Raw genomic sequence first — 22,821 nt, 5'->3', positions numbered from 1 at the left:
CGGTTAAAAATAATGGAATGAAGTCGAATTGTAGGGAGCAGTATATGTGTCGGGTGAATAGACTGGAGTGTCGGGGGCGGTGTTGGCCTTGGGTTCCGATGGCAATCTCATCAGACGAGGCGAACTCGTCGCGATCTGAATGGGGGACAACTGGCGGCCATCGTCGTCTCGAACGGAAAAATTCACGACGGATGTCGAAGAGGTTTCTCAGCGGTGTTCGGAACCCATTGCCCATTTTCTGAATAGGATGTAAGGCAAAAGCCTAAAATCCTTGAAATTCCGGCACCATCACCCACCCCCCATCATAGGATAAGGTGACTCTGTAATCCCTCAACCTTGTTCCTGTAGAGCCCACAAGGAGGGGTGGCACGATTGAAGGGTAGCGACCAAACCAAGCCGTTGTTAACGAATCGCGAAAGAGAAGTGTTTGAACTCTTGGTCCAAGATAAGACAACCAAAGAGATTGCCGGACAACTCTTCATCAGCGAAAAGACTGTGCGCAATCACATTAGTAACGTCATGCAAAAATTAGGTGTCAAAGGTCGATCTCAGGCAGTAGTCGAACTCGTTCGACTTGGTGAACTAGAGATTTGAACCCAGTCCACCCAGCCTCCCTTTTCTTCCCTTGGTCGGAAGGGAGGGTTTTTTTATGTTGTTGGTGCTTAACAAATCGGTAATTGTGGGAATTTTAGTGTCGTAGTTAGTTGTTACTCATAGTGCGGGGGCGTAGGGTCAAGATAGTTAATTAATGCGACAACCCCCCAATAAATAATAGATGTGATCAGCACATATATCCATCTTATACGCAGGGACTTTGAACTTACGATTAAACACCATCCAAGGAAGGGCAATGTAATCAAAATAATTGATGTAAATTCGATCATGCAAAATTCACTCCCTTCACGTTTTAATACGCAATTGGGGATATTGGTTACCTGGTCGTTTTAACACAGCAAAAGATTTGATAATTAGAAAGCTGTTTTTGAGGACGGAGCCAACAATTTCAGGATTATGTGGGAGGATGAGTTTGGTAGGTAAATTTACGTTTCTTCTTACTCCGCACTTAAAGAGTTTGAAACCTTGTGGCTCTTGCCTTTTCTAAAATGTCTCTTGAGGATCGACCTCATACTTCCCACATCCATTTGATTTTCTATTTAATATAACAAACGATCCGGCAGTTTTACAAAATGTGTAAAAAAGGAAACCCTGCAGCAACGACTTCTCTGCAGGGTAACCATTACTGAATTTAAAAGACCCAACCGAGTTATTTAGAAAGGTCTTCTAATAACTTTAATTCTCCGTGCTCCATTGCGGATAAGCCTTTGCGCTCGTTGACGGCTAATTCTTACAAGTACTGAAATATCGGTTGAGTTTTCCACGTCGAAGACTGAGAAAAAACGACCATTAGCGAACAGTACACCTTTAAATTCAACTTTCAATCCTGGGCAAGCTCGCGGTCGTGTGTTCTGAATAATAGTACGCATTACACCTGCTTTAATGAGCGCCCTCGCTTGTTGGGGCGTTGTACGAACCGCAAAGACAGGGTCAATTTCAACTCCAGGCGCCTTTGCTTCCACTTCAACGATTAGGAAAAATCGGTCTCCGATCCGTGCAATGCTATTTGCCCCGATTGTAATCGGCTGTGTTGCCATGAGAAAAATCACCTCCTTGTACCAAAATATGCAGGAGATGTTGGAGAGGACAAGGGCATTACTACAATTTATGATTTTTGGTATTTTGACTAGGATACGTAAGGGGTAACGAGTCTTATTTTACTAAATAGTTAATGTAGTGATGAGAGGGAAAAAAACGATGTTTCGAGTATTGGACATTTGCCGCATATACCTTGAGGCATCGATAGTAAACAACAATAAGGTTTGTGCTGGATGCGTCAATGAAACTCAAAAGATAGTGTGTATAAAAAACAAAATGGCCGTTCTTTTTCGAACGGCCACTAAGAGCAAATGGCATGATTGTTGTTACGGACCAGGGAAAGGGCAATAACCATCTGGATTAGCAACTCTTTCTGGGGGAATGTATTCCCAAAAGCATTTCCTTACTGGGATGTTTTCATGACATGTTAGTCCATCAGCTCGTCGTGTGATTGAAATCACACCTCCTACACGCATCTTTATGCTTTTGAGGTCCCATGGGTTTATTGGAGCGAAGGTGTTTTTAATAAGGACGGTAGATGGTCAGTAAAGATATTTAACAAAACGGTAATTGAGGAAAATGGCTCAATTACCTACTTAAGACAAAACAATAACCCACTGTCGCCAGTGAGTTAATATTTTAAAAATTTATAATTTTTAGCAAAATCGGTTGTAGGAAAAATCTGGGCATTGCCAATAAGTTGGGCATCCACTAGTACAACCATACTCAGACAATGGAAAGCCATCTTGTACTTGATTTACGAATTTAACCTGTACATCTAAATCAAACAAATCTTGTTTGTGCATGGTTAGTTCCTCCTAATAATATGGTTTTATTTACAATAAATGGTAATACAAAAACGATTTTTAGTAAAGTGCATTAATAGATATTTATAGTTTTGTAGAGAGTACGGATGGTGAAGCCGTTACTTCGAAATGGGTAACACAACATACGATTTGATAAATAGGAGGTAGCGCATGGGATCCATCAGACATAACGCCATTGTGGTGACAGGAGCAGATTATGACAGGGAGAAGTTCGGAAAAGCCCATATGAAAGCAATGGAGCTGTTCGGCGTGCTGACTTCACCTATCGTAACAAGAAATTTGAACGGATACATGAGCTTTTTTGTAGCGCCAGACGGCAGCAAGGAAGGTTGGGCAGGGTCCGACATTGGAGACGAGAAAAGGAAAGAGTTCGCTGATTTTATTGATTCGTTGGCATATGGAGATGGTTCGAATTACGTGAAATTCGTTGATGTCGCGTATAACGAGTTGCACGGAACGGAGATCGAGAGGATTAATGCAAGGACAAAACATTACTTGTGATAATTAAACCTAAATTCTTGATTAAACCAAGTATCGTATTTTCTAATCACTTAGCGGTGGCTTCACATTCATTCCGAACATGTTTTTACAAGCCCACAAGCTGATGCCGATTGCATTTCGACGTCAGCTCGCGGACTAGATGCATGCCATGTGCGCTTTGTTTTAGCCAACTTTCCTGATCACTTTCGAATTTCCACCTGAACTGACAATGATCCATCCTTCAGGAACAGGCGAGGCTTGCATTACCTCAATCTGTGTTCCGTTAGGAGCACCATTGACATTTCTTATCACATTCGATCCTCCAAAGGCTCGAACCATGACCCATCCTTTTGGGATAGGCGAAGCGAGCATCACTTCTACCTCCGTACCGTAAGAAGCACCGTTCACATTCCTGATTACATTCGATCCTCTAAAGGCTCGAACCATGACCCATCCGATTGGGATAGGTGAAGCGAGCAGCACCTCTACCTCCGTGCCATAAGAAGCACCGTTCACATTCCTGATCAGGTTCTGCGTTCCTAAAGTTCTAACGATAACCCATCCGGCTGGAATAGGTGAGGTAAGCGACACCCAGATTTCTTCACCATACGTGGCGTTTCTGATTTTTTTATTGGAAGCGTAGGTGGTTGCCTTTTCCTGTGTAGGGAGCGCTGCCCCTTGGACTTGTGTGGCTAGAGAGGGTACTACGACGACTGAACTTAATGACAGGATAATAAGTGCTTTTTTAAACATGAGCATCAACCTTTCATGATAAAAGTTGTTTGGAAACTATCATCGGGTAGAGGTCAATTGTTGCAGCAATTTCTTGCAAGAAAAGAGGAACCCATCATCTCCTTACTCAAATACCAATATATACCATTCTATCACGAAATCGATCCTCGTAACTTTAGAAGAAATTGTCGAATAACGGTTAAAATTGACAATATTTTGAATGATTGAAGGAGGTGCATATGGAGGCAGTTGTGAGATTTGGCCAGATGAGAGCGTTAAAAGAATGGAAAAGCACCCAATATGGAAGGCTCCAATGCTCCGCTTCCATTCGCGGTAATTAGATTCTCGTCACGGACAGATTGAGCATCTACATAATGTTGATCTCCTCTGTAATTTGGGGCTCCATGCTTCTCTGCATTCGGTTACTGCATTGGAAAAAAACGGGCTGGACGCCTCCTGGATGGTAAGAAAGGGAACCAGTTTCCCGGAGCAATTTAACACAAGAGAAAAAAAGATCATAGGGTGTTTGCGTAAGTAAGCCCCTCAAGATCGAGGGGCCAACACACGTCAAATTTGAGACAGCATCCAAAACCATGGAACGAGTGCTAGAAAAAATGAAGCGCTACCTAAAATCAGATGATCTTCTTTGTGTTTAATGCCGTTGATCAACAAGGGTACCGCAACAAGAGGAAGCATTACTAAGACAGACAACAGAACTACTTTCATAAGAACCGCTCCTTTGTGGAAGCTCCTGAAGACAAAAAAGACCACCCGCTCTATTTGGAGGTTATCCTCAAATAGAGACGAATGGCCGGTATTTCCGTCCAGAATCTTCAATTTTTATGTCAATATGGTCTAACACATATTACTATAACGATCTTGGTAAGTGAAGAGAAATAAGGAATTTATGAATTGTTTTCGTTTAACAAAATATTTCAGGAGTACAGAAAAGGAGGGCGGGTATGAACGGTACAAACCTATGTGAAGTGTGCAATGAACGGGAACATACTCGCCTCTGCGATTATGCGACGGGGACAGGGATTATCACGAGTGTGGATTTTAAGGAACTTACTGAAACGTGTAATAAGAAAATATGCACAGCATGCGCTGTTCAGCTTTGGGATGATTGTGACATTTGTCCAGATCATGCAGAACAGGTAAAGAAAAAATTGTTTCGGGAGTGAGGGCGGAGACAATGACACCTGCTGGAATCTCTGATGATGGACAACACAAAACGTTTGAAACTGGAGCAAAACGAGATCGAGCGCCAGGAAAAGGTAGGTATGATTTGCTCTCACCGGCAGCAATTCGTCGAATAGCACAGAGAAGTGAGCTAGGTGAAATCAAATACGGCGATGGGTGCAATTGGGAAAAAGGGATGCCGATCAGTGAGTTCATGGATAGCGCTCTGAGGCACATCTTTCAATACATGGCTGGAGACAATCGAGAAGATCATTTGGCAGCAGCAGCCTGGAACCTGAATTGTGCCATGCACCTTGAAGAAACAATGCCACACATGCAGAACATCCCAGCACGTATTACACAACTTAATACTGAGCAACCAGAAGCAAATTCATCAGAAAAGATCTATTCATAAAAAAGAAGCCCTCTTAAATGGGAGCGAGCTCACATAAAGGAGGGAGAGCATGCAGCAAATGAGTTTCTTGCCAGAGCCGGATAGAAAACTGACTCAGAAGGCAGTAGAGAATGCACTACGGAAATACAGACTGTGCAAGTATCTGACCTTCAATGAGCAGGAGGCATCGATAACAGCAAGTTACGAACTCCGAGAAGGCGGCAGGACAAATGTACGAACCGCAAAAACAGGGTCAATTTCAACTCCAGGCGCCTTTGCTTCCACTTCAACGATTAGGAAAAATCGGTCTCCGATCCGTGCAATGCTATTTGCTCCGATTGTAATCGGCTGTGTTGCCATGAGAAATATCACCTCCTTGTACCCAAATATGCAGGAGGTGTTGGAGGGGACAAGGGCATCACTACAATTTATGATTTTTGGTATTTTGGCTAGGATACGTAAGGGGTAACGATTCTTATTTTACTAAATAGTTAGGGCGAGAAGGAGGGGTAACGGTGCTAGTTTATAAGGTGGCTGTTTGCGATCATTTTGGGTTCGATGGTTTTGAGCGCGACGACCTCGTAAAGCCCGAATACATGGACGAGGTAAACGGAGCTTCTGGAAGGGTAGCACGATCTTTCGTAGAGGTGTTTTAGCAGAAACAACGGTTTGCTATTGGGAAGAGTAGAACACGCCTGAAGGCCATGAGATAGATAAACAAATTTACACAATTGAGCTGGATGAGATCGAAGTTGTAGCGTGACTTATCACATCGGTAATTTTGTTACAAAGTCAGAAATTGAAAAGCCAGCACAAAAACTAAAAATGCACTGAGACCAAAAAAAGTGTAAGCTCTAGCTTTGTTTTTGCTCCGTGCAAATGTTCCTAAAGAAACCATGAGAACAACCAAACCAAGTGTATTTAATATTTCTAAAAAAGGAGCATCGGATATAAGTGAAGTTATTGCAATCACAATGACAATTATTGCAGTGATATTAAACCAAAGAGGGTTCCTATTCACAAGACACACCGACTTCCTTTTTTGGTGAATTATAACATATAGATCGACATGTTGCATTGAACACAACACACGATTTGTAAATGAGGTGAGGCAGTGAGTAGAATCATCAAACGAAAATACAAGCAAGCAAGAAAAGAATTTAAACAAGATTTGTATGTAGCAGCAAAGGAAAACCACGCTCATGCTATGCTGATGCTTCAAAACTATGTAGCTAGTCATCACAGAACACATATCATGGAAATTTGGGAACTATTAGGAATCCGTCATGAAGTAGCATACAAAGATTACTGTAACACACTGATGGGAAAACTCCTGTCGGGTACGGTGGAAGTCACTGCACTTTGCGGGCTATTCAAATATGAGGCTCAATTATAACTGCAGAATTCCTGAAAGGCACGGCTCATCGGAAGCGCAAAGAAAAATGAGAATCGGTTATATCTACGGAGTGCGCATTGTGGATCGGATGGAGAAAGAGAGAGTGGTGTCTTCGTACAGTGGATAAACGATAGTGGAAGGCAATGAAAGAAGCGCTAAGGCTTCAATACTCTTAGCGCCACTAGGATCGGTTATTCCAGTACATTTAAAGCACGACGTAGCTTCTTTGCAAACTCTATGGGGGGCTAAACAGATTCAAGATGCAAATACATGAGTCGCGGCTTATCAAAGAGCCAGTGATTGTGCAGGGCAGTAACTATGAACCCTTGTTTACGAACAGCGTCAATAAACTTTTGGACTTCGGATTGCAGGAGTGTAAATTCACCCGTATTCAAGGTATTTCCTTCTTTATCAAGGGATTCAATGGTAATTTCGTGCTCAGTATCATACGGTTTGCCCAAGATTGTTGCATTGAGATTACGCTTAACCGTGATAGAACAAGTATCATTTGACATGCCTGTCCCACCCAGAATTTTGGCTATACGATCGCATAAACTTTTCGGTATCTTCAAGTGTGATCCTCCTTTTCTTGTTTTAATGCATTCTATGTAGAAGAGAAAAGAGGATGCGATTCAATTGCCAGCAGTCGAACTCAGTCCACCTATCCTCCCTTTTCTTCCTTTGGTCGGAAGGAAGGGTTTTTTTATGTTCTTTTGCGCAGAATTACCCTTTTATTACCATTTATGTAAATACATTAGCATATCGTGATATAAGTCGTAATAAGATGGATTTGTAACAAAATCCATGAAGATCGAGAGGGATACTATGAAATTCAAGAAATGTGTTAGGAATGTGCTAATGGTAGGTGCCCTGCTTGTCACCTCCGTATTGCCAATGGCGGCACAGGCGGCGCAAGCAGAGGAAAATCAAGCGGAGGCGACAGCGGTATCCAATTACAAAATTATTGGCTACTATCCCTCATGGGGAGCTTATGGACGAAACTACAATGTAACGGATATCGATCCCAATAAAGTAACGCATATTAACTACGCATTTGCGGATATTTGCTGGAATGGCAGACACGGCAACCCAGATCCAACGGGTCCCAATCCACAAACGTGGGCTTGCCAGAATGAAGTAGGCAATATTAATGCCCCGAATGGTACGGTTGTTCTCGGAGATCCATGGATTGATGTGCAAAAGTCCTTTCCAGGAGATACGTGGGATCAGCCGATCCGCGGGAATTTGAATCAATTGGCAAAATTGAAGCAAAAAAACCCTCAATTGAAGACATTGATATCGATCGGGGGCTGGACATGGTCCAATCGCTTCTCTGATGTAGCGGCAGATCCGGCTGCACGGGAAATATTTGCACAGTCCTCGGTAGATTTTATCCGGAAATATCAGATGGATGGGGTCGATCTCGATTGGGAGTACCCAGTTGAAGGAGGCTTGCCTGGAAACAGCAAACGTCCAGAAGATAAGCAAAATTATACGTTGTTGCTACAGGCTGTCAGAGACAAACTCGATGTGGCTGAGGTAACGGATGGCAAACAGTACTATTTGACGATTGCCTCTGGTGCCAGCCCTAGTTATGCAGCAAATACAGAGCTTGGAAATATTGCCCGGGTTGTGGATTGGATCAATATTATGACCTACGACTTCTATGGAGCCTTCCAAAAGCAGACTGGACATAACGCGCCGTTGGCCTATGATCCGGCAGCAGGAGCAGCTGGTTTGCCAAATGCTCAAACCTATAATATCCAAACAGCTGTAGAGGGTCATCTTCGTGACGGTGTTCCTGCCAGCAAGCTCGTTCTCGGACTTCCGTTTTACGGAAGGGGCTGGTCGGGTTGCGGAACGGCTAACAATGGAGAATATCAAAATTGCACTGGGCCCTCAGTAGGAACGTGGGAACCTGGCATGCTTGACTTCACGGATATCCAAAATAATTATGTGAACAAAAATGGCTTCACACGCCACTGGAATGACGCGGCAAAAGTGCCTTACCTCTTCAACCCGGCTTCGAAAACATATATTAGCTATGACGATGTGACTTCGATCGGACACAAAACTTCTTTTATTACTTCCAAAGGGCTGGCAGGCGCAATGTTCTGGGAATTTAGCGGAGACCGTAACAAGGTTCTGCTAGACAAAGTGAATGGCGATCTTCTGGGCGGGACAGCTCCAGTCGACAACGTACCGCCGACAGCACCAGCTAACCTTCAATCGACTGCAAAAACAGCTACAAGTGTTAGTCTGAGTTGGGGAGCTGCTACCGACAATGTAGGAGTTACTGGCTATGAAGTATACAATGGCACTCAGCTTGCGAAAACGGTAACCGGTACAAATACGACGATTAGCGGGCTTACAGCTGGCACTGCGTACCAATTCACAGTGAAGGCGAAAGATGCAGCGGGTAATTCCTCAGTAGCAAGTAATGAGGTAACGGTTACGACGGATACGACTCAGCCAGACAATCAACCTCCAAGCACACCTACCAATCTAGCCGTAACAGGGAAAACAGGCACGAGTATCAGCCTGAGCTGGGCTGCTTCTACAGACAATATCGCAGTGACGAATTACGAGGTTTACAACGGGACAGCATTAGCAGCGGATGTAACGACTACGACTGCAACTGTCACAGGACTCACGCCTAACACGTCTTATACCTTCTCTGTGGTAGCGAAGGATGCAGCAGGTAATTCTTCACAGAAGAGCATCGAGGTCGTAGGTGTAACAGATGCTGCAAATCCGGGAACTCCAGCATGGGCGCCAAATGTAAGCTACGTGCCTGGTGACCTGGTTAGCTATCAAGGCAAGGTATACAAATGTTTGCAACCACACACTTCCCTCGTAGGTTGGGAGCCAACAAATGTAGCGGCTCTCTGGCAAGTTCAACAGCAAGCGGCAGTAGAAGCAGTTGATGGTTATGTAGATGAGGAGATTTTGGAGGAAACAGAAGAAACGCCAGAAACAGAAGGAAATGCAGATACCCAATAAGTAGAGAAGGGGCTGTCCCTCTAGTCATGAAAATGACGGAGGAACAGCCCCTATTTGTTCGTTTGGAAATTAAGCAAAGGCTTTTAACAGTTGGAGGACTAATGGAATGAGATCTCCAATAAAAGTAAGAATCGCAATTGCAGTATTCATAGAAGCCCCTCCTTAAAATTCCAAATTCACTATTATTATATTAATGTTCATAATAGTAATCAAGAAATATTTTCCACTTATGTCGAATTGATAAAGTGGCTTATGTAAAAAAGTGATAGAATGCGTTGATAACAATAACGATTTGTAATGCAACCAGTCCCAAAATAATAACAGCCCAGTCTCTGTTCTTTTTCCATTTCAATACGCCTTTCGAGGCACAGATAACGACAAGGCCTACCAATGCTAATAGCTGAAAGAAAGCGACACTTGTCAGTAGTGCTAAAATTACAATGACAACAACAACAGTTGCAGTCGCTTTAAACCAAAAGGGATGCTCACTCATATTAACGCCCCATTCCCCTTTTTTGTAAATTTTAACATACATAAGAAATAAGCCAAGCCATAAGGCTCAGCTAGAGAATTATAGGAAAAGCAAAGGGGGGCATCCCTACTACTTCAGCCCGGAGAATATGATGAAAGTACAAATCAATGCCTTCCATTTTGTGATGCAAGAGCAAGGGATTCCTGTAGAGGACTGGCTGACGCATATCTCGATCAACGGGAGCAATGGGAAAGTCATGGGGATCGATCTCAATGAAAAGGTCGATGGAGAGATGTCTGATCCGAAGAAGGCAATCTCCCAGGAAGAAGCGGTAGCCGCTTTGCTCAAAAAATATCCATTGCAGCTACGGTATATCTTGCAAGAGGAAGGCAAAGCTTCTCTCGTGTATACCTTGCCTATGTTATTCGATGCAAAAATAGACGCGCTGACGAGAAGAACCTCCTTTTTCTAACGGTTTAAGGGAGGTTCTTTTGGTTATAAGTTTTGGCAATCTCCACCAGCTTGGTTTCCACATCTTCCTCATAATAAAAATGGTACGTTAGTTCATGGTGGGTGGAGCCGTTTTTCCAGATGAGAGTGGCTAATGGGCCGTTGTAACCGAACTTGGCAGTGCCATTCTTTAGTGGAATGGTTTTCGTTTCATCGTAGCCTCCTATAAAGTCTCCAGAACTATTGGAATCCAAGGTGAGATAGGCGCCTAAAGCGATATGCTCTTCTGGAACATAGGTTAGCGTTAATACCTTGTCCTGTCGCGTCAATCCTAAATTTTCGAAACGAGGCAACGTCTTTTGCAGAAAGGAGTAGGTATGAACCGGTGAAGCGGATACGACTGGAGTAGCCGAAGCTTCAAAAGAGTCATAGCTATCTGAGAACAGCAAGTACAGGGAGAAAAAGCTGATCAGGGATATGGATATCATAAGGTCACCTCATACAGGTTTTGGCAAAATAAGTATATCAGCTTGATTATTGGGGAAGGAATATGGAATATTCAATCAGAAAAAGTTGATTGAAATCTAAGAAAAAACGAAATTGACACAAAATACAAATTTCAGTATGATCACTTTATAAAGTCATTGGAAAAATAAAGGATGAACGAATACGATGCGCAGAACTGGAGATCTGAAACTAATCCAAGAGCTCAATCGCTTTATTATACTCGACACCATTCGCCAGTTTGGGCCCATCTCGCGAAGTGATATCGCCAAAAAGCAGGGCATCAGTCCAACTACTGTCACCTCGGCAGTCAATGAGCTGATCCGTGACGGCATGGTTGCAGAAGATGGAACAGGTGAGTCAAAGGGTGGCCGTAAGCCAATTATGGTTCGCTTCTGTCCAGACGGGAAGTTTTTGATTGGCGTCTCTATTACGAATACAGCGATTACAATTGCTGAAATGAATTTGGAAGCGGCTACAAAGCAAAAGAAAATCTATCCAGTAAAAGCTGGTCTAGTGAGTGACCTGATAATCCAATATGTGTTGGATTCGATCGAGGACTTTCTCCAGTCAGTGGATGATGTCAGCCGTTGTCTGGGCATTTCCATCATCGCACCAGGGATTGTCGATGCAGCGAGTGGGGTCATCCGTTTTAACTCCAAGCTGCGCTTGCATGATGTTCCGTTAAAGGACATGGCAGAAGAGCGTTTTGGGCTAAACACATGGCTCGACAATGATGCCAATGCAATCGCCCTGGCAGAAAAAAACTTCGGTGGTGGACTGAATGCTGACAATCTCCTGTTTGTTACCGTAGGAGAAGGGGTTGGTTCGGGTCTCGTTGTAAACGGTTCCATCTTCCGCGGAAGCCGAGGTGGAGCAGGTGAATTCGGGCATACGACAGTCGATCGAAGTGGGATGCGCTGTGACTGCGGCAACGTCGGCTGTTTGGAAAACTACGTGGCGTGGCCAGCCATTTATTCAGGCATACTGTCAGCCGTTACACGTGGAAAAGAAACGCTCGTCATGGATTTGGCTGACGGAGATATGACAAGAATCACATTTGATGTCTTTCGCCAAGCACTGCATCAAGGGGATCAAGTATGCCAAGACATCGTCGATGAAATCGCTTCGTACATGTCGATCGGGATTGTGAATCTGGTGAATTTGTTCAACCCGAGCCTGATCATTCTGGGGGGAGAAATGATCCGGGACAACCAAGTGTTGTTTGAGCGCATCCAAAAACAAGTGATGGCTCAAGCGATGGGGACGATGGTCGAAGGACTGGAATTCCGTCCAACTGTATTGGGGGCTGATTTCGAGGTCAAGGCTGCTGCTGCTGTTTTGTTACAAGAGGTTTTTCACTTCAGCTTGTAACATCTTTTTTACATACTTTATTTGGTCATTGGAAAAAGAAAGTTCAACCCATCAAAAATCGTTGAAAGGGGGCGAGTCGAAAAGGGGAGCGTGTCGTGTTTGGCAATATTTTGGGGGTAATAGAGGAGAACGTAAATCGAGGAGGGATTTCTGATGAAGAAGTTGGTTTCGATTGCAATGGCTGCTCTCTTGGTAGCAGTGGCAGGATGTTCGGGCGGCGGGCAGAGCTCTGCACCAGCTGGAACGACTGGCAGTGCTGCTTCAGGCGAAAAGGTAACGCTCACATATGCGCTGTGGGACAAAAATCAAATGTCTGCGATGGAGGAAATCGCGAAAAAGTTTAACGAAAAGAACCCGAACGTGGACATCAAGATCGAGCTAACTCCTAACAAGCAATACTGGACAAAGATGGAGGCCGCCGCAACGGGTGGCACCTTGCCGGACATTTTTTGGATTAATGGTCCACGTATCATTAAATACGCAGCGAATGACATGCTCTTACCAATTACAGATCAAATCAAGGCAGATGGCATCGATCTGAACAATTATCCGAAAGCTCTCGTTGATCTCTACACCTACGATGGACAAAACTACGCGCTACCAAAAGATTTCGACACCATTGGCCTTTGGTACAACAAGAAACTGTTTGACGACGCAAAAGTACCGTATCCAGACGAAAACTGGGATTGGAACAAGCTGAAGGAAGCAGCAAAGCAACTGACTGATGAGAAAAAAGGCGTTTGGGGAATTGCAGCACCTCCTTATGGACAAGACGGTTTCTATAACACGATCTATCAAAGCGGTGGCTATATCATTTCGGAAGACAAGAAAACGTCCGGCTATGACAAACCGGAAACGATCGAAGGCCTCAAGTTTTGGACAGACCTGATCAACGAAAAATCATCGCCAACAGCAGCGCAATTGTCCGAAACAGAGGCAACACAGCTATTTGAATCAGGCAAGATCGCGATGATGTACAACGGATCATGGATGGCATCCGCTTTTAATAAGAATGAGTATACAAAGGACAAAGTGGACGTGACGTATCTTCCAAAAGGGAAAGAGAACACAAGCGTCATTCACGGCCTGGGCAACGTGATTTCGGCTAATACCAAACATCCGAAGGAAGCATGGGAATTCGTGAAATTCTTGGGCTCGAAAGAAGGGGCAGAAATCCTGGCAAAATCGGGTGCTGCGATTCCGGCATTTAACGGAACACAGGATACATGGGTACAATCTATGCCGAACTTTCATCTGAAAATTTTTATTGATCAGGCAGCTGCAGCAAAACCATATCCGATCTCGAAGGACACGGCAAAATGGGCCAAGTTGGAAACAGAGCTCATGACCAAGGCTTGGGCTGGACAAATGAGCGTAGAGGATGCTTCCAAAGAGCTCGCGCAAATAATGAATGAAATGCTTAGCCAAGAATAAAAGTTCCATGATGGATGGCTTCGCATCATGGACGAGGCCATCCTTTTTTGAAAAGCTTATGTAAGGAGGGAATGAATGCGATGAGCAGCCAGTTGCAGCCTGAAATGCACGCCGCCGTCCAGCCAAAAACGAAAAAATCGTTGAATCGCATGAAGAGAAGTGATTGGTTCTGGGCGTATCTCATGATTGCTCCCACACTGATCGGGTTGGGTGTCTTCTACTTATGGCCGATCGTTCAAACCATTTATTTGAGCTTTACCAAATGGGGAGGATTCGGCAAGTACAAGTGGGCTGGCTTACATAATTACGAGTTGTTGTTCAAGGACCCTTACTTGTGGATCGCGCTGAAAAACACACTGATTTATACAGTGATCGCAGTTCCTGTCGGTATCGCTATCTCCATTTTTATTGCTGTGCTTCTTAATCAGAAAATTAAGGGGATTACGATTTATCGCACCCTTTACTTCCTGCCCGTTGTGACGATGGCGGCAGCGGTGGCGATGGTGTGGAGATGGTTGTACAACGCTGACTACGGTCTGATCAATTATTTGCTGGGCTTGGTAGGCATTGAGGGCCCACGCTGGATATCTGATCCCGCCATTGCTTTGTATGCGGTGATTATCGTTGCCGTTTGGAGCTCTATCGGATACAACATGGTGATTTTTCTGGCCGGACTGCAAGGTATTCCGAGAAGCTATTACGAAGCGGCAGAAATTGATGGAGCGGGACCGGTTCGCATGTTTTTCAAGATTACGTTGCCGCTGTTGACTCCTTCGATCTTTTTTGTCAGTATCACTTCCTTGATTGGGGCTTTTCAAGTATTTGACCTGATTTATCTGATGCTAGGAAGCAAAATGGGCAATCCGGCGACTGAGCAAACGCAGACGATGGCGTACTTGTTCTTTACGAATGGATTTGAATCAGGGAACGGTGGCTATGCGGCCGCAGTTGCTGTCGTGCTTCTGGTGATGATCCTGATTGTTACCGCTATTCAAATGAAATTGCAGAAAAAATGGGTTCACTATGATTAATCAAAGCTGAACAGACGGGAGGGATATGGAATGAGTGTTTATACGAGTCGGAACAAAATGGGCAAGAAGTTGTTGATTCATCTGCTGTTGATTGCAGGTGCTCTCATGATGATTGCGCCATTCGTCTGGATGGTTCTCACTTCTCTCAAGTCACTAGGCGAATCGACACAGGTGCCTCCGGTCATTTTGCCGACCAAGTATCAATGGGAGAATTACACCCATATTTTTGAGATGCTGCCCTTCTTGGACTTTTATTGGAATACCGTAATCACAACCGTGGCGAAGGTAGTCGGACAAGTATTCCTTTGCTCGCTTGCGGCGTACGCATTCGCACGAATTGAATTTCCAGGGCGAAACGCCTTGTTCATCCTGTTCTTGACCGTTTTGATGGTGCCAGGTCAGGTGTTTCTGCTCCCGCAATTTATGATCATGAAAGAGCTTGGCTGGCTGAATACTTTGACAGCATTAATTGTACCGGGATTGTTCAGTGCATTCGGTACGTTTCTTCTACGTCAGTTTTTCATGTCGCTGCCAAAAGAACTGGAAGAAGCGGCGAAGCTCGATGGCTGCAACCATTTTCAGATTTACTGGAGAATTATGCTGCCGCTGGCGAGGCCCGGCTTGATCGCACTCGCCATTTTCGTAGCGTTGTGGTCTTGGAACGACCTGATGTGGCCGCTGATCGTCAACAGCACGCCTGATAAAATGCCGCTCTCCGCTGGCTTGGCATACTTGACGGGCGAGCACACGAATTTGACGAACTACCCGATTTTGATGGCGGGCTCCGTTCTTGCCATTTGGCCGATGATCATCGTCTTTATTTTCTTGCAGAAGCATTTTGTCGAGGGAATTACCCTAACTGGGTCCAAATAGTCATTTTCGAAAAAAGGAGTGAAACCATTATGCATCATGTTCTGGTAATCGGAGCAGGAACCATGGGGACTGTTCACGCGAAATCGTATGCTGCCATGGAAAACGTCAAGCTGGTCGGGATCGTCGATATCCGCAGCGAGAGAGGAAAAGAGCTGGCAGCCGAGACAAAAACAGAATGGTTTGAAAGCTATGAAGAGGCTATGGAAAAATTGGCGCAGGTCGACATCGTAGACGTGTGTTTGCCTACGTACCTTCATAAAACTTATGTGAAAAAGGCTGCGGATGCAGGCAAGCATGTCATTTGCGAAAAGCCGTTGGCTCGTGATAAAGAAGAGGCTCGTTTTATCGTTGATTATTGCCGGGAGAAGAACGTCAAGCTGTTCGTTGGACATGTCCTGCGCTTCTTCCCGGAGTACGAAAAGTCCCGTCAGCTGGTTAATGATGGTGCGATTGGTAACGTTGGTGTGGCACGTACGTTCCGGGGTGGTATTTTCCCAACAGCGTGGAACGACTGGTACGCGGACTACAAAAACAGTGGCAGCCTTGTATTAGATATGATCATTCACGATTTTGACTTTTTGCGTTGGTGCTTCGGGGATGTGGAGCGTGTGTACGCGAAAGGATTGCTTGGTCGAGGTTTTGCCCGGATGGATTACGCACTGGTTACGCTTCGCTTCAAGAACGGCATGATTGCACATGTGGAAGGCTCGTGGGCACATGAAGGCTTCGCGATGAAAATGGAGCTGGCAGGCAAGGAAGGTATCATTTCCTACGACAGCTCGAAGGAAAAACCGCTAGTGGCGGTTAATCGCTCGAAGCAAGCAGGCATGAGCGGAGTCGCAGTTCCGGAGAGTCCGTTGCGTGAAAACCCGTATTTCAGAGAACTGAAGCATTTCATCGAGTGCATCGACCGTGATCTGGAGCCACTCGTGACGGCAGAAGACGCCGTGAAAGCGGTAGAAATCGCTCGTGCTGCGCTTGTGTCAATCGAAACGGGTAAACCCGTAACTTTGGTGTAGGAGGGGACTGGACATGAAACTCGGAATCATCAGTGTTGCACATATGCATGCATACAGCTATGCAAATGCGGTTGCGAAATTAGATGGGGTTCAATTGGTCGGGGTAGCAGATGAGGATGAAGTGCGCGGAAAGACAGCGGCTGAAACGTTTGGCGTTCCGTTCTTCTCCGATTATCATGAGCTGCTCGCAACGGATATCGATGCGGTCATCGTCACCTCGGAAAACGCCAAGCACCAAGAGCATACGTTAGCGGCAGCGAAGGCTGGCAAGCACATCTTGTGCGAAAAACCGCTGGCGACAACAGCAGAGGCTGCTCAAGAGATGATCGACTTTTGCCGCGAACAGGGCGTTATTTTGCAAACGGCATTCCCAGTGCGATTCCATCCGGCTGTTGTTCGAGCAAAGCAATTGGTGGAGCAAGGCAAGGTCGGACGTATCATGGCGATCCGGGGTACGAACCGTGGACAAAATCCTCTTGGTTGGTTCGTCGATCCGGCGAAATCCGGCGGAGGTGCAGTGATCGATCACACGGTTCACGTTGTTGATTTGATGCGCTGGTTCATGGACTCTGAAGTGCGTGAGGTTTACGCGGAGATAGACAGCAAGTTTTCCGATACGCCGATTGATGATTGCGGCATTTTGACCATGGAATTTGAGAACGGTGTTTTTGCCACACTCGATTGCAGCTGGTCTCGCAACAAGACCTTCCCGACATGGGGCGACGTGACGATGGAAATTATCGGGACAGAAGGCACGATTTCGCTCGACGCTTTTTCTCAAAAGCTGGACGTCTATTCCAATGAAAAAGGCTTGAAGTGGGTCAACTGGGGCGATGACATGGACAGTCAATTGGTCAAAGATTTCGTCACCAGCGTGCGTGAAAAGAAAGCGCCGTCGATTACGGGTGAAGACGGCTTGCGAGCTGTGGAAGTAGCACTCGCCGCTTATCAATCCGCTGAACAGAAGCAACCAGTCGTATTACGCTAGGACGGTGAATGACGCATGAGTGTACGTGTAGGCATGATCGGCGTAGGTGGAATCGGGCAGCATCATCTGAAAGGCTTATTGACGGACGAAAGGGTAAAGGTCGTTGCAGTGTGCGACGTGAACCAAGAGGCGGCTGCAGAGACTGCTGAGCGCATTGGTGCGCATGGCTACACCTCTTGGCGTGAGCTAGTAGAGGCAGAAAAGCTGGATGCTTTGTTTGTGTGCGTCCCTCCTTTTGCGCATGAAGAGATTGAGGAAACGGCGGCTGCGAAAGGGATTCATCTGTTTGTGGAAAAGCCAATTGGGCTGGACATACAGAAAGTGAACGAAAAGCAAGCAGCGATTGAAAAGGCAGGGATTATCAGCGCGACTGGCTATTGTCTGCGCTATCTCGATATCGTGCAGGAAGCAAAAGCGTACTTGGAAGGCAAGTCGATTGCACTCGTTCGCGGGCATTATTTGACCAAGTTCGTCACGACACCTTGGTGGAGGGAAATGGGCAAGTCAGGTGGACAGCTTGTCGAGCAGGCGACACATACGCTGGACATGATGCGGTATTTGGCCGGAGATATCGAGAAGGTCTATGCGCAGATGGCCTTGCTCGTCTCGCGTGACATTCCAAACATCGATATTCCAGACGTGACTTCCATCAGTATGGTGTTTCAGTCAGGGGCGCTAGGACATCTGGATACGTGCTTCATCCAGCCGGATCACCGTACAAATGTAGAAATCTTGGGCAAAGATTTCCGCGTCATGATTGACGGGAAGCAATTAGCGATCATGGATGAGCAGGGAGCTCGTACTTCAGAGAGCACAGTGGATATGTACGTGGAGCAAGATCGGGCGTTTATCACAGCGATTTTGACAGGGGATCGCAGCTTGATTCTGTCGCCGTATGAATCAGCGAGAAAGACGCTAGAAGTAACATTGGCAGCGAATCAGTCGGCACAAGAAGGAAAGCCTGTCACTATTTTGAGAAAAGGGGAGTGAGGCGCATGGCTTTTCAAAAGGGAATCAATGCTTGGTGCTTCCCAAAGGAGACAAGTGTACAAGAAATGTTTCGCCAGGCGAAAGCACATGGCTATCAAGGGGTAGAACTGAATTTGGACGAGGGAGATGCTCCCTTTCATCTAGAGATGACAGAGCAGGAATTGAAGGGGCTGGCAGACGAGGCTCGTGAGCTCGGTCTGGAGCTGCCAAGCGTCTCTACTGCCCTTTTATGGAAATATCCGTTGACACACAATGAGGAAGCGATCCGCGAGCAAGGCATCCGTGTTGTCGAGAAAATGATAGAGGCGGCAAGCATTTTTGGCTCACGGACCGTTCTCGTCGTCCCAGGTCTCGTAACGGCTGAGTTGTCGTATGATATGGCCTACGAGCGGGCGCGTGAAGCATTGCAGCGCTTGGCGAAAAAGGCGGAGCAGCATCAGGTATACATCGGGGTAGAAAACGTATGGAACAAGTTTTTGCTCAGTCCACTGGAGATGGCCCGCTTGATCGATGAAGTAGACAGTCCTTGGGTAGGCGCTTATTTTGATGTAGGCAACGTCCTGCAATTCGGTTTTCCTGAGCAATGGATTCGCATTTTGGGCAAGAGAATCCAAGCTATTCACGTCAAAGATTTCAAGACAACGACAGGCAACATCACAGGTTTCGTACCGCTGCTCGCTGGCGATATTCCATGGAACCGCGTGGTGGAAGCGTTGCGTGAGATCGGGTATGAAGGCTACATCATCCCGGAAATCTCGCCATACAGCCAGTTGCCTGAGCAATTGATCGCGCATACGTCCCAAGCGTTGGACGCCATTTTTCAATCGTGAATGGACAGCAAGGATGTGAAGCGGAAGATGAATCAAGACAAACCATATGCCATCGGGATTGATCTGGGTGGTACAAAGATCATAGCCGCGATCGTCGACCAGCATGGCAACATCCTCAGGCAGGCGAACGCAGCGACTCAAACAGAAGAGGCAGCTCAAGCAGTCATCGAACGCATCGGTGATTTGGTGCAGACTGTCCTAGACGATAGCGGCATCAATATATCACGCATTCGCGGTATCGGAATTGCAACTGCGGGAATTATTGATACCCAGCGCCAAATGGTCATTTTTGCGAGCAATCTAAACTGGAGCGATGTGCCGATCGGCGCGATTCTTCAGGAGCGGTTTGGCGTAGCCGTGCAATTGATCAATGATGCCAATGCAGCAGCGGTAGCAGAGTGGGCATTTGGAAGTGCACGAGGCACGAAAGACATGATCTATGTAACCGTCAGTACGGGTGTTGGTGCTGGCATTATCAGTGGAGGACGGCTGATTACAGGTGTTGGCGATAGTGCCGGGGAGTTCGGGCATATTTCGCTTGATCCCGAAGGACCGCTGTGCGTGTGCGGGAATAGAGGCTGCCTGGAAAATTACACGTCTGGACTGGCTTTGGCAAGTAGAGCCAGGGAACAGCTTCTACAAGGTGTTACAAGCTCGTTACTCGTTGAAAATGGGAATGACCTGAGCAGGATAACGGCTAGAGAGGTCGGAGAGGCAGCGGTTCGCGGAGATTTGCTCAGCATGACCTTGATGAAGGAAGCAGGCTATTATCTCGGGGTCGGACTGACTAATCTGATCCACCTGTTCAATCCACAGGTGATCGTCATGGGTGGCGGTGTGATGAAGAACGGACAGCTGCTGCTTGCAGAAGCGAAGAACGTCATTCGCGAGCGCTCTATCTCTCGGATGGCAAATCAAGCGAGCATCCAGTTGACGACAATTGGAGCGGAAGCAGGGGTGCTCGGTGCAGCAGGCATGTATTATCCATCCGAGCGTGAAATGGTTGAGGTATAACGGAATGAAAGTGAGAGAAGCCGATGTTTGGTAGACATCGGCTTTTTCCTGTTCCCTGTGCAGTGCGAGTCATAGGAGCCTAGACCTAGATTCTATCTATTGGTAAAATATTGATTGGAAAAATCCCCACATTACATGATAGAGAGGCTAACAGAGGGGTACCATGGCAGAGGCCAAAACAGCAAAAGTAGCGAAGTTGCCCGAATTTTTCAAAGAACTCCTTACTTTTTATTGGTAGTTACCATCATCCTCGGAATTGCCAGCGGTGCTATTTTCTATTTATCTGGGAAAAACCTTGATGATCTGCTAGGATCGCGACCCGTAGCAAAAAAGGAAACGAATCAGCCTGCACCCATTAGTTCGGTGCCTACAGGTCAGGAGGCGGGCACAAATCAGCAGTCAAATGCTGTACTTGTTCCGCCAGAGGGAAATAGTGCAATGGACGTGGCGACGCCAGCGGCTTATCCTGTTGAAACGGCAGGTCAACAAAGCAATGTCGTAGGACAAGTGGCACAACCAGCACTTCTTACTCAAAAGGGAGCACTCAAGGGTACGATTACGTGTCAGTATAACGATTTTGTTGGGTCGAAGCCGGACGTGAATGCAAAGATTCTGCTCATTCGTACAGATTTTGATAAAAATACGATTACCGATGTAGAAGAGGGTGTATTTGCAATAGGTTTAGTTCCAAAAAACTCGGGATTATTTGCATTAAAAGCAAATGGGTATGGAAATTATGAGATTGGTAACTTGCCGGCTGGAGAATATCATCAGAAATTGGGATTCATTTGTAAGGATTAGTCTATTACATTACAAATATGAACTCTCCACGATTACAATCGAAGAAAATCAAACACTCGATTTCAGTCACGATTTTGGGAACACGTACTTTTAATGAGTGTTTTGGCCTTTAGACTCATAGGGTTTACCACCGCGATTCATGTATCATAGAAGTATGGCACGTTTTGGCAGGAAAAACAGGTCAAACGTAATAGAAATTGTGGGTAAAGGGGTCGCAGCATGAAGGGAAAAAACAAAAGCATCATGATCGTCATGGCTCTGGTCATCGTCGCATTGCTGGGATACGCAGGCTATCGTTTCTTTGGTCCTGTGACACTGGCGGAAGGGTATTTGTACGAAGACGATACACGCATGCTATACACAAGTGTCACAGTGAATAACGAAAAAGTAAACGTTGAAATGACGGACTCCATCGTCGAAACGGAAGACAGCATCCCTGTTCTAAAAACCGAGTCGATCTTGCTGGAGGGTACTATGGATGGGAAGCAGCTAACCCTCAAAAATCCGGCAACTGGTCAGGATATCATCGGCACAGTGAACGGCGACGAGCTCCAATTTGACGGCCTGCTTATGGAAGAAAATAAAGGACTGACGAGTCTTGTTGCCACAAACAAAAGCGCGTACGAAAGCAAATTGGCGACATTAACCAAGCGCATCAACGAGGAAGCAGAAGTAAAAAAGAAAGAAGTAGCAGAACAAAGAGTCAAAGAAGCAGCGCGTGTCGACTTCGCCAAAAAAGTAGAACAGACAGGGAAGCTAGAGGCTGATCTGATTGAAACGGCAAAGTATTTGGACGAGCTGCAATTTACGGATGAAGCGCAGTTTTCAAACGATCAAATAGCGGAGCTGCAAAGACTATTGGAAGAGATTCGGACCTATTCGACGCAGCCAGGCTTGAGCAAGATGGAATTCGAGGTCATGCAAGGAACGCTGGGCAGTATGAAGGTGTTGGTCGATGGGATGAACACCATGGATGGTTCGATCCAGGATAAAAACAAAAACATGCAGGAAATGATCGCCATCATGGAGACCGACATGAAGGATATCCAAACGATTTGGGCGGAAATCAAAGCGAGCGTGCCGGATGCCGAGAAACGGGAAAAAGCAATCAATGCGGCCATCAAGACGGCCACTGATTCCATCGCGCAGGCGAAGAAGCGCCAAGGCTCGGTAGACAAAAGCGGACAAGTAAAAGTGAAAGAAACCGCGAACAGCCTGTATCAACAAGCGGCGAATGTACTGAATCAGACAAAAGCAAAGTATGGTTTTTAGACAGGAACAAGGCTCTCATTCGAGAGCTTTTTCCCATTTGAGCACCCTTATCGTTTTCAGGTCGGAAAAATTGTATTATTCTTATAGTATTACTAAGAGATA

The 22,821-nt window shown here is 45.9% G+C and carries 29 protein-coding genes and 1 pseudogene; 20 read left to right on the top strand and 10 right to left on the bottom strand.

The features are described from left to right. The first annotated feature begins 372 nt into the window (after window positions 1-372). Window positions 373-594, top strand: a complete 222-nt coding sequence (locus ACM6JA_RS26945; protein WP_003387736.1) for a helix-turn-helix domain-containing protein — start codon at window positions 373-375, stop codon at window positions 592-594. Between the two features lie 674 nt (window positions 595-1,268). On the opposite strand, the gene ACM6JA_RS26940 is transcribed toward ACM6JA_RS26945, so the two are convergent. Beyond that, on the bottom strand, window positions 1,269-1,652 hold the full coding sequence (locus tag ACM6JA_RS26940; RefSeq protein WP_414854853.1) for a hypothetical protein: 384 nt from the start codon (window positions 1,650-1,652) through the stop codon (window positions 1,269-1,271). 657 nt (window positions 1,653-2,309) lie between these two features. Then, entirely contained in the window at window positions 2,310-2,459 is a 150-nt protein-coding gene (locus tag ACM6JA_RS26935; RefSeq protein ID WP_414854852.1) for a hypothetical protein, read from the bottom strand. A gap of 171 nt (window positions 2,460-2,630) precedes the next feature. Here ACM6JA_RS26935 and ACM6JA_RS26930 point away from each other — a divergent pair, with 171 nt between their 5' ends. Next, window positions 2,631-2,981: a hypothetical protein gene (locus tag ACM6JA_RS26930; protein ID WP_414854851.1), complete on the top strand. Its 351-nt coding sequence runs from the start codon at window positions 2,631-2,633 to the stop codon at window positions 2,979-2,981. A 162-nt stretch (window positions 2,982-3,143) separates the two neighbouring features. Here the strand turns inward: ACM6JA_RS26930 and ACM6JA_RS26925 are convergent, their stop codons facing one another. The 3 genes and pseudogenes from ACM6JA_RS26925 to ACM6JA_RS26915 all read right to left on the bottom strand — a co-directional run bounded on the left by ACM6JA_RS26925 (window position 3,144) and on the right by ACM6JA_RS26915 (window position 4,418). Next, complete coding sequence (locus ACM6JA_RS26925; RefSeq protein WP_414854850.1) at window positions 3,144-3,713, bottom strand: hypothetical protein; 570 nt, start codon at window positions 3,711-3,713, stop codon at window positions 3,144-3,146. A gap of 287 nt (window positions 3,714-4,000) precedes the next feature. Continuing rightward, window positions 4,001-4,102: pseudogene (locus tag ACM6JA_RS26920) on the bottom strand (glutamine amidotransferase); the annotation flags it as partial. Between the two features lie 157 nt (window positions 4,103-4,259). Continuing rightward, the gene (locus ACM6JA_RS26915) at window positions 4,260-4,418 is read right to left on the bottom strand and encodes a hypothetical protein (RefSeq protein WP_414854849.1); all 159 of its coding nucleotides are present in this window, start codon (window positions 4,416-4,418) and stop codon (window positions 4,260-4,262) included. A gap of 236 nt (window positions 4,419-4,654) precedes the next feature. On the opposite strand from ACM6JA_RS26915, the gene ACM6JA_RS26910 reads away from it, so the two are divergent. Beyond that, entirely contained in the window at window positions 4,655-4,876 is a 222-nt protein-coding gene (locus tag ACM6JA_RS26910) for a hypothetical protein (RefSeq protein WP_414854848.1), read from the top strand. An 11-nt stretch (window positions 4,877-4,887) separates the two neighbouring features. Continuing rightward, entirely contained in the window at window positions 4,888-5,289 is a 402-nt protein-coding gene (locus ACM6JA_RS26905) for a dATP/dGTP diphosphohydrolase domain-containing protein (RefSeq protein WP_414854847.1), read from the top strand. 180 nt (window positions 5,290-5,469) lie between these two features. On the opposite strand, the gene ACM6JA_RS26900 is transcribed toward ACM6JA_RS26905, so the two are convergent. Continuing rightward, window positions 5,470-5,628 (bottom strand): hypothetical protein, encoded by a 159-nt coding sequence (locus tag ACM6JA_RS26900; protein WP_414854846.1) that lies wholly within the window; start codon window positions 5,626-5,628, stop codon window positions 5,470-5,472. A gap of 155 nt (window positions 5,629-5,783) precedes the next feature. On the opposite strand from ACM6JA_RS26900, the gene ACM6JA_RS26895 reads away from it, so the two are divergent. Then, the gene (locus ACM6JA_RS26895) at window positions 5,784-5,924 is read left to right on the top strand and encodes a hypothetical protein (RefSeq protein ID WP_414854845.1); all 141 of its coding nucleotides are present in this window, start codon (window positions 5,784-5,786) and stop codon (window positions 5,922-5,924) included. A gap of 128 nt (window positions 5,925-6,052) precedes the next feature. On the opposite strand, the gene ACM6JA_RS26890 is transcribed toward ACM6JA_RS26895, so the two are convergent. After that, complete coding sequence (locus ACM6JA_RS26890; protein WP_414854844.1) at window positions 6,053-6,289, bottom strand: hypothetical protein; 237 nt, start codon at window positions 6,287-6,289, stop codon at window positions 6,053-6,055. 93 nt (window positions 6,290-6,382) lie between these two features. On the opposite strand from ACM6JA_RS26890, the gene ACM6JA_RS26885 reads away from it, so the two are divergent. Both ACM6JA_RS26885 and ACM6JA_RS26880 read left to right on the top strand, forming a co-directional pair. Continuing rightward, window positions 6,383-6,664, top strand: a complete 282-nt coding sequence (locus ACM6JA_RS26885) for a hypothetical protein (protein WP_414854843.1) — start codon at window positions 6,383-6,385, stop codon at window positions 6,662-6,664. Next, the gene (locus tag ACM6JA_RS26880; RefSeq protein WP_414854842.1) at window positions 6,648-6,791 is read left to right on the top strand and encodes a DNA translocase FtsK; all 144 of its coding nucleotides are present in this window, start codon (window positions 6,648-6,650) and stop codon (window positions 6,789-6,791) included. The genes ACM6JA_RS26885 and ACM6JA_RS26880 overlap by 17 nt, the downstream gene beginning before the upstream one ends. Before the next feature lie 118 nt (window positions 6,792-6,909). Here the strand turns inward: ACM6JA_RS26880 and ACM6JA_RS26875 are convergent, their stop codons facing one another. Next, window positions 6,910-7,236, bottom strand: coding sequence for a DUF1259 domain-containing protein (locus ACM6JA_RS26875; protein ID WP_414854841.1), 327 nt, complete (start codon window positions 7,234-7,236; stop codon window positions 6,910-6,912). A gap of 232 nt (window positions 7,237-7,468) precedes the next feature. On the opposite strand from ACM6JA_RS26875, the gene ACM6JA_RS26870 reads away from it, so the two are divergent. Continuing rightward, window positions 7,469-9,667 (top strand): glycosyl hydrolase family 18 protein, encoded by a 2,199-nt coding sequence (locus ACM6JA_RS26870; RefSeq protein WP_414854840.1) that lies wholly within the window; start codon window positions 7,469-7,471, stop codon window positions 9,665-9,667. Window positions 9,668-9,917: 250 nt separating this feature from the next. On the opposite strand, the gene ACM6JA_RS26865 is transcribed toward ACM6JA_RS26870, so the two are convergent. Continuing rightward, entirely contained in the window at window positions 9,918-10,160 is a 243-nt protein-coding gene (locus ACM6JA_RS26865) for a hypothetical protein (RefSeq protein WP_414854839.1), read from the bottom strand. A gap of 127 nt (window positions 10,161-10,287) precedes the next feature. Here ACM6JA_RS26865 and ACM6JA_RS26860 point away from each other — a divergent pair, with 127 nt between their 5' ends. Then, entirely contained in the window at window positions 10,288-10,611 is a 324-nt protein-coding gene (locus ACM6JA_RS26860) for a hypothetical protein (protein WP_414854838.1), read from the top strand. Between the two features lie 4 nt (window positions 10,612-10,615). Here the strand turns inward: ACM6JA_RS26860 and ACM6JA_RS26855 are convergent, their stop codons facing one another. After that, the gene (locus ACM6JA_RS26855; RefSeq protein WP_414854837.1) at window positions 10,616-11,077 is read right to left on the bottom strand and encodes a hypothetical protein; all 462 of its coding nucleotides are present in this window, start codon (window positions 11,075-11,077) and stop codon (window positions 10,616-10,618) included. A 184-nt stretch (window positions 11,078-11,261) separates the two neighbouring features. Between ACM6JA_RS26855 and ACM6JA_RS26850 the strand changes: the two genes are divergently transcribed. The 11 genes from ACM6JA_RS26850 (at window position 11,262) to ACM6JA_RS26800 (ending at window position 22,719) form a co-directional block, all read left to right on the top strand. Then, on the top strand, window positions 11,262-12,467 hold the full coding sequence (locus ACM6JA_RS26850; RefSeq protein ID WP_007726907.1) for an ROK family transcriptional regulator: 1,206 nt from the start codon (window positions 11,262-11,264) through the stop codon (window positions 12,465-12,467). A gap of 153 nt (window positions 12,468-12,620) precedes the next feature. Then, a complete protein-coding gene (locus ACM6JA_RS26845) occupies window positions 12,621-13,901 on the top strand; it encodes an ABC transporter substrate-binding protein (RefSeq protein WP_414854836.1) in 1,281 nt (426 codons plus the stop codon). Between the two features lie 71 nt (window positions 13,902-13,972). Continuing rightward, a complete protein-coding gene (locus tag ACM6JA_RS26840) occupies window positions 13,973-14,932 on the top strand; it encodes a carbohydrate ABC transporter permease (protein ID WP_082195893.1) in 960 nt (319 codons plus the stop codon). Window positions 14,933-14,962: 30 nt separating this feature from the next. Next, on the top strand, window positions 14,963-15,805 hold the full coding sequence (locus ACM6JA_RS26835; protein ID WP_414854835.1) for a carbohydrate ABC transporter permease: 843 nt from the start codon (window positions 14,963-14,965) through the stop codon (window positions 15,803-15,805). 29 nt (window positions 15,806-15,834) lie between these two features. Continuing rightward, window positions 15,835-16,824, top strand: coding sequence for a Gfo/Idh/MocA family protein (locus ACM6JA_RS26830; protein WP_007726915.1), 990 nt, complete (start codon window positions 15,835-15,837; stop codon window positions 16,822-16,824). A gap of 13 nt (window positions 16,825-16,837) precedes the next feature. Then, window positions 16,838-17,812 (top strand): Gfo/Idh/MocA family protein, encoded by a 975-nt coding sequence (locus ACM6JA_RS26825; protein WP_414854834.1) that lies wholly within the window; start codon window positions 16,838-16,840, stop codon window positions 17,810-17,812. Window positions 17,813-17,827: 15 nt separating this feature from the next. Next, the gene (locus tag ACM6JA_RS26820) at window positions 17,828-18,802 is read left to right on the top strand and encodes a Gfo/Idh/MocA family protein (protein WP_414854833.1); all 975 of its coding nucleotides are present in this window, start codon (window positions 17,828-17,830) and stop codon (window positions 18,800-18,802) included. A 5-nt stretch (window positions 18,803-18,807) separates the two neighbouring features. Then, window positions 18,808-19,632 carry a sugar phosphate isomerase/epimerase family protein gene (locus tag ACM6JA_RS26815; RefSeq protein ID WP_414854832.1) on the top strand — a complete coding sequence of 275 codons (825 nt, stop codon included), beginning with the start codon at window positions 18,808-18,810 and terminating at the stop codon, window positions 19,630-19,632. Window positions 19,633-19,659: 27 nt separating this feature from the next. After that, on the top strand, window positions 19,660-20,646 hold the full coding sequence (locus ACM6JA_RS26810; protein ID WP_414854831.1) for an ROK family protein: 987 nt from the start codon (window positions 19,660-19,662) through the stop codon (window positions 20,644-20,646). Between the two features lie 135 nt (window positions 20,647-20,781). Beyond that, the gene (locus tag ACM6JA_RS26805; protein ID WP_414854830.1) at window positions 20,782-21,447 is read left to right on the top strand and encodes a hypothetical protein; all 666 of its coding nucleotides are present in this window, start codon (window positions 20,782-20,784) and stop codon (window positions 21,445-21,447) included. A 219-nt stretch (window positions 21,448-21,666) separates the two neighbouring features. Further along, window positions 21,667-22,719, top strand: a complete 1,053-nt coding sequence (locus ACM6JA_RS26800; protein WP_414854829.1) for a hypothetical protein — start codon at window positions 21,667-21,669, stop codon at window positions 22,717-22,719. The last annotated feature ends 102 nt before the right edge of the window (window positions 22,720-22,821 follow it).

The sequence above is a fragment of the Brevibacillus sp. IT-7CA2 genome (assembly GCF_949767855.1).
GTDB lineage: Bacteria > Bacillota > Bacilli > Brevibacillales > Brevibacillaceae > Brevibacillus.
Note: the sequence above shows the minus strand (reverse complement) of the source record. Positions and strands in the feature narration are given on the sequence as shown.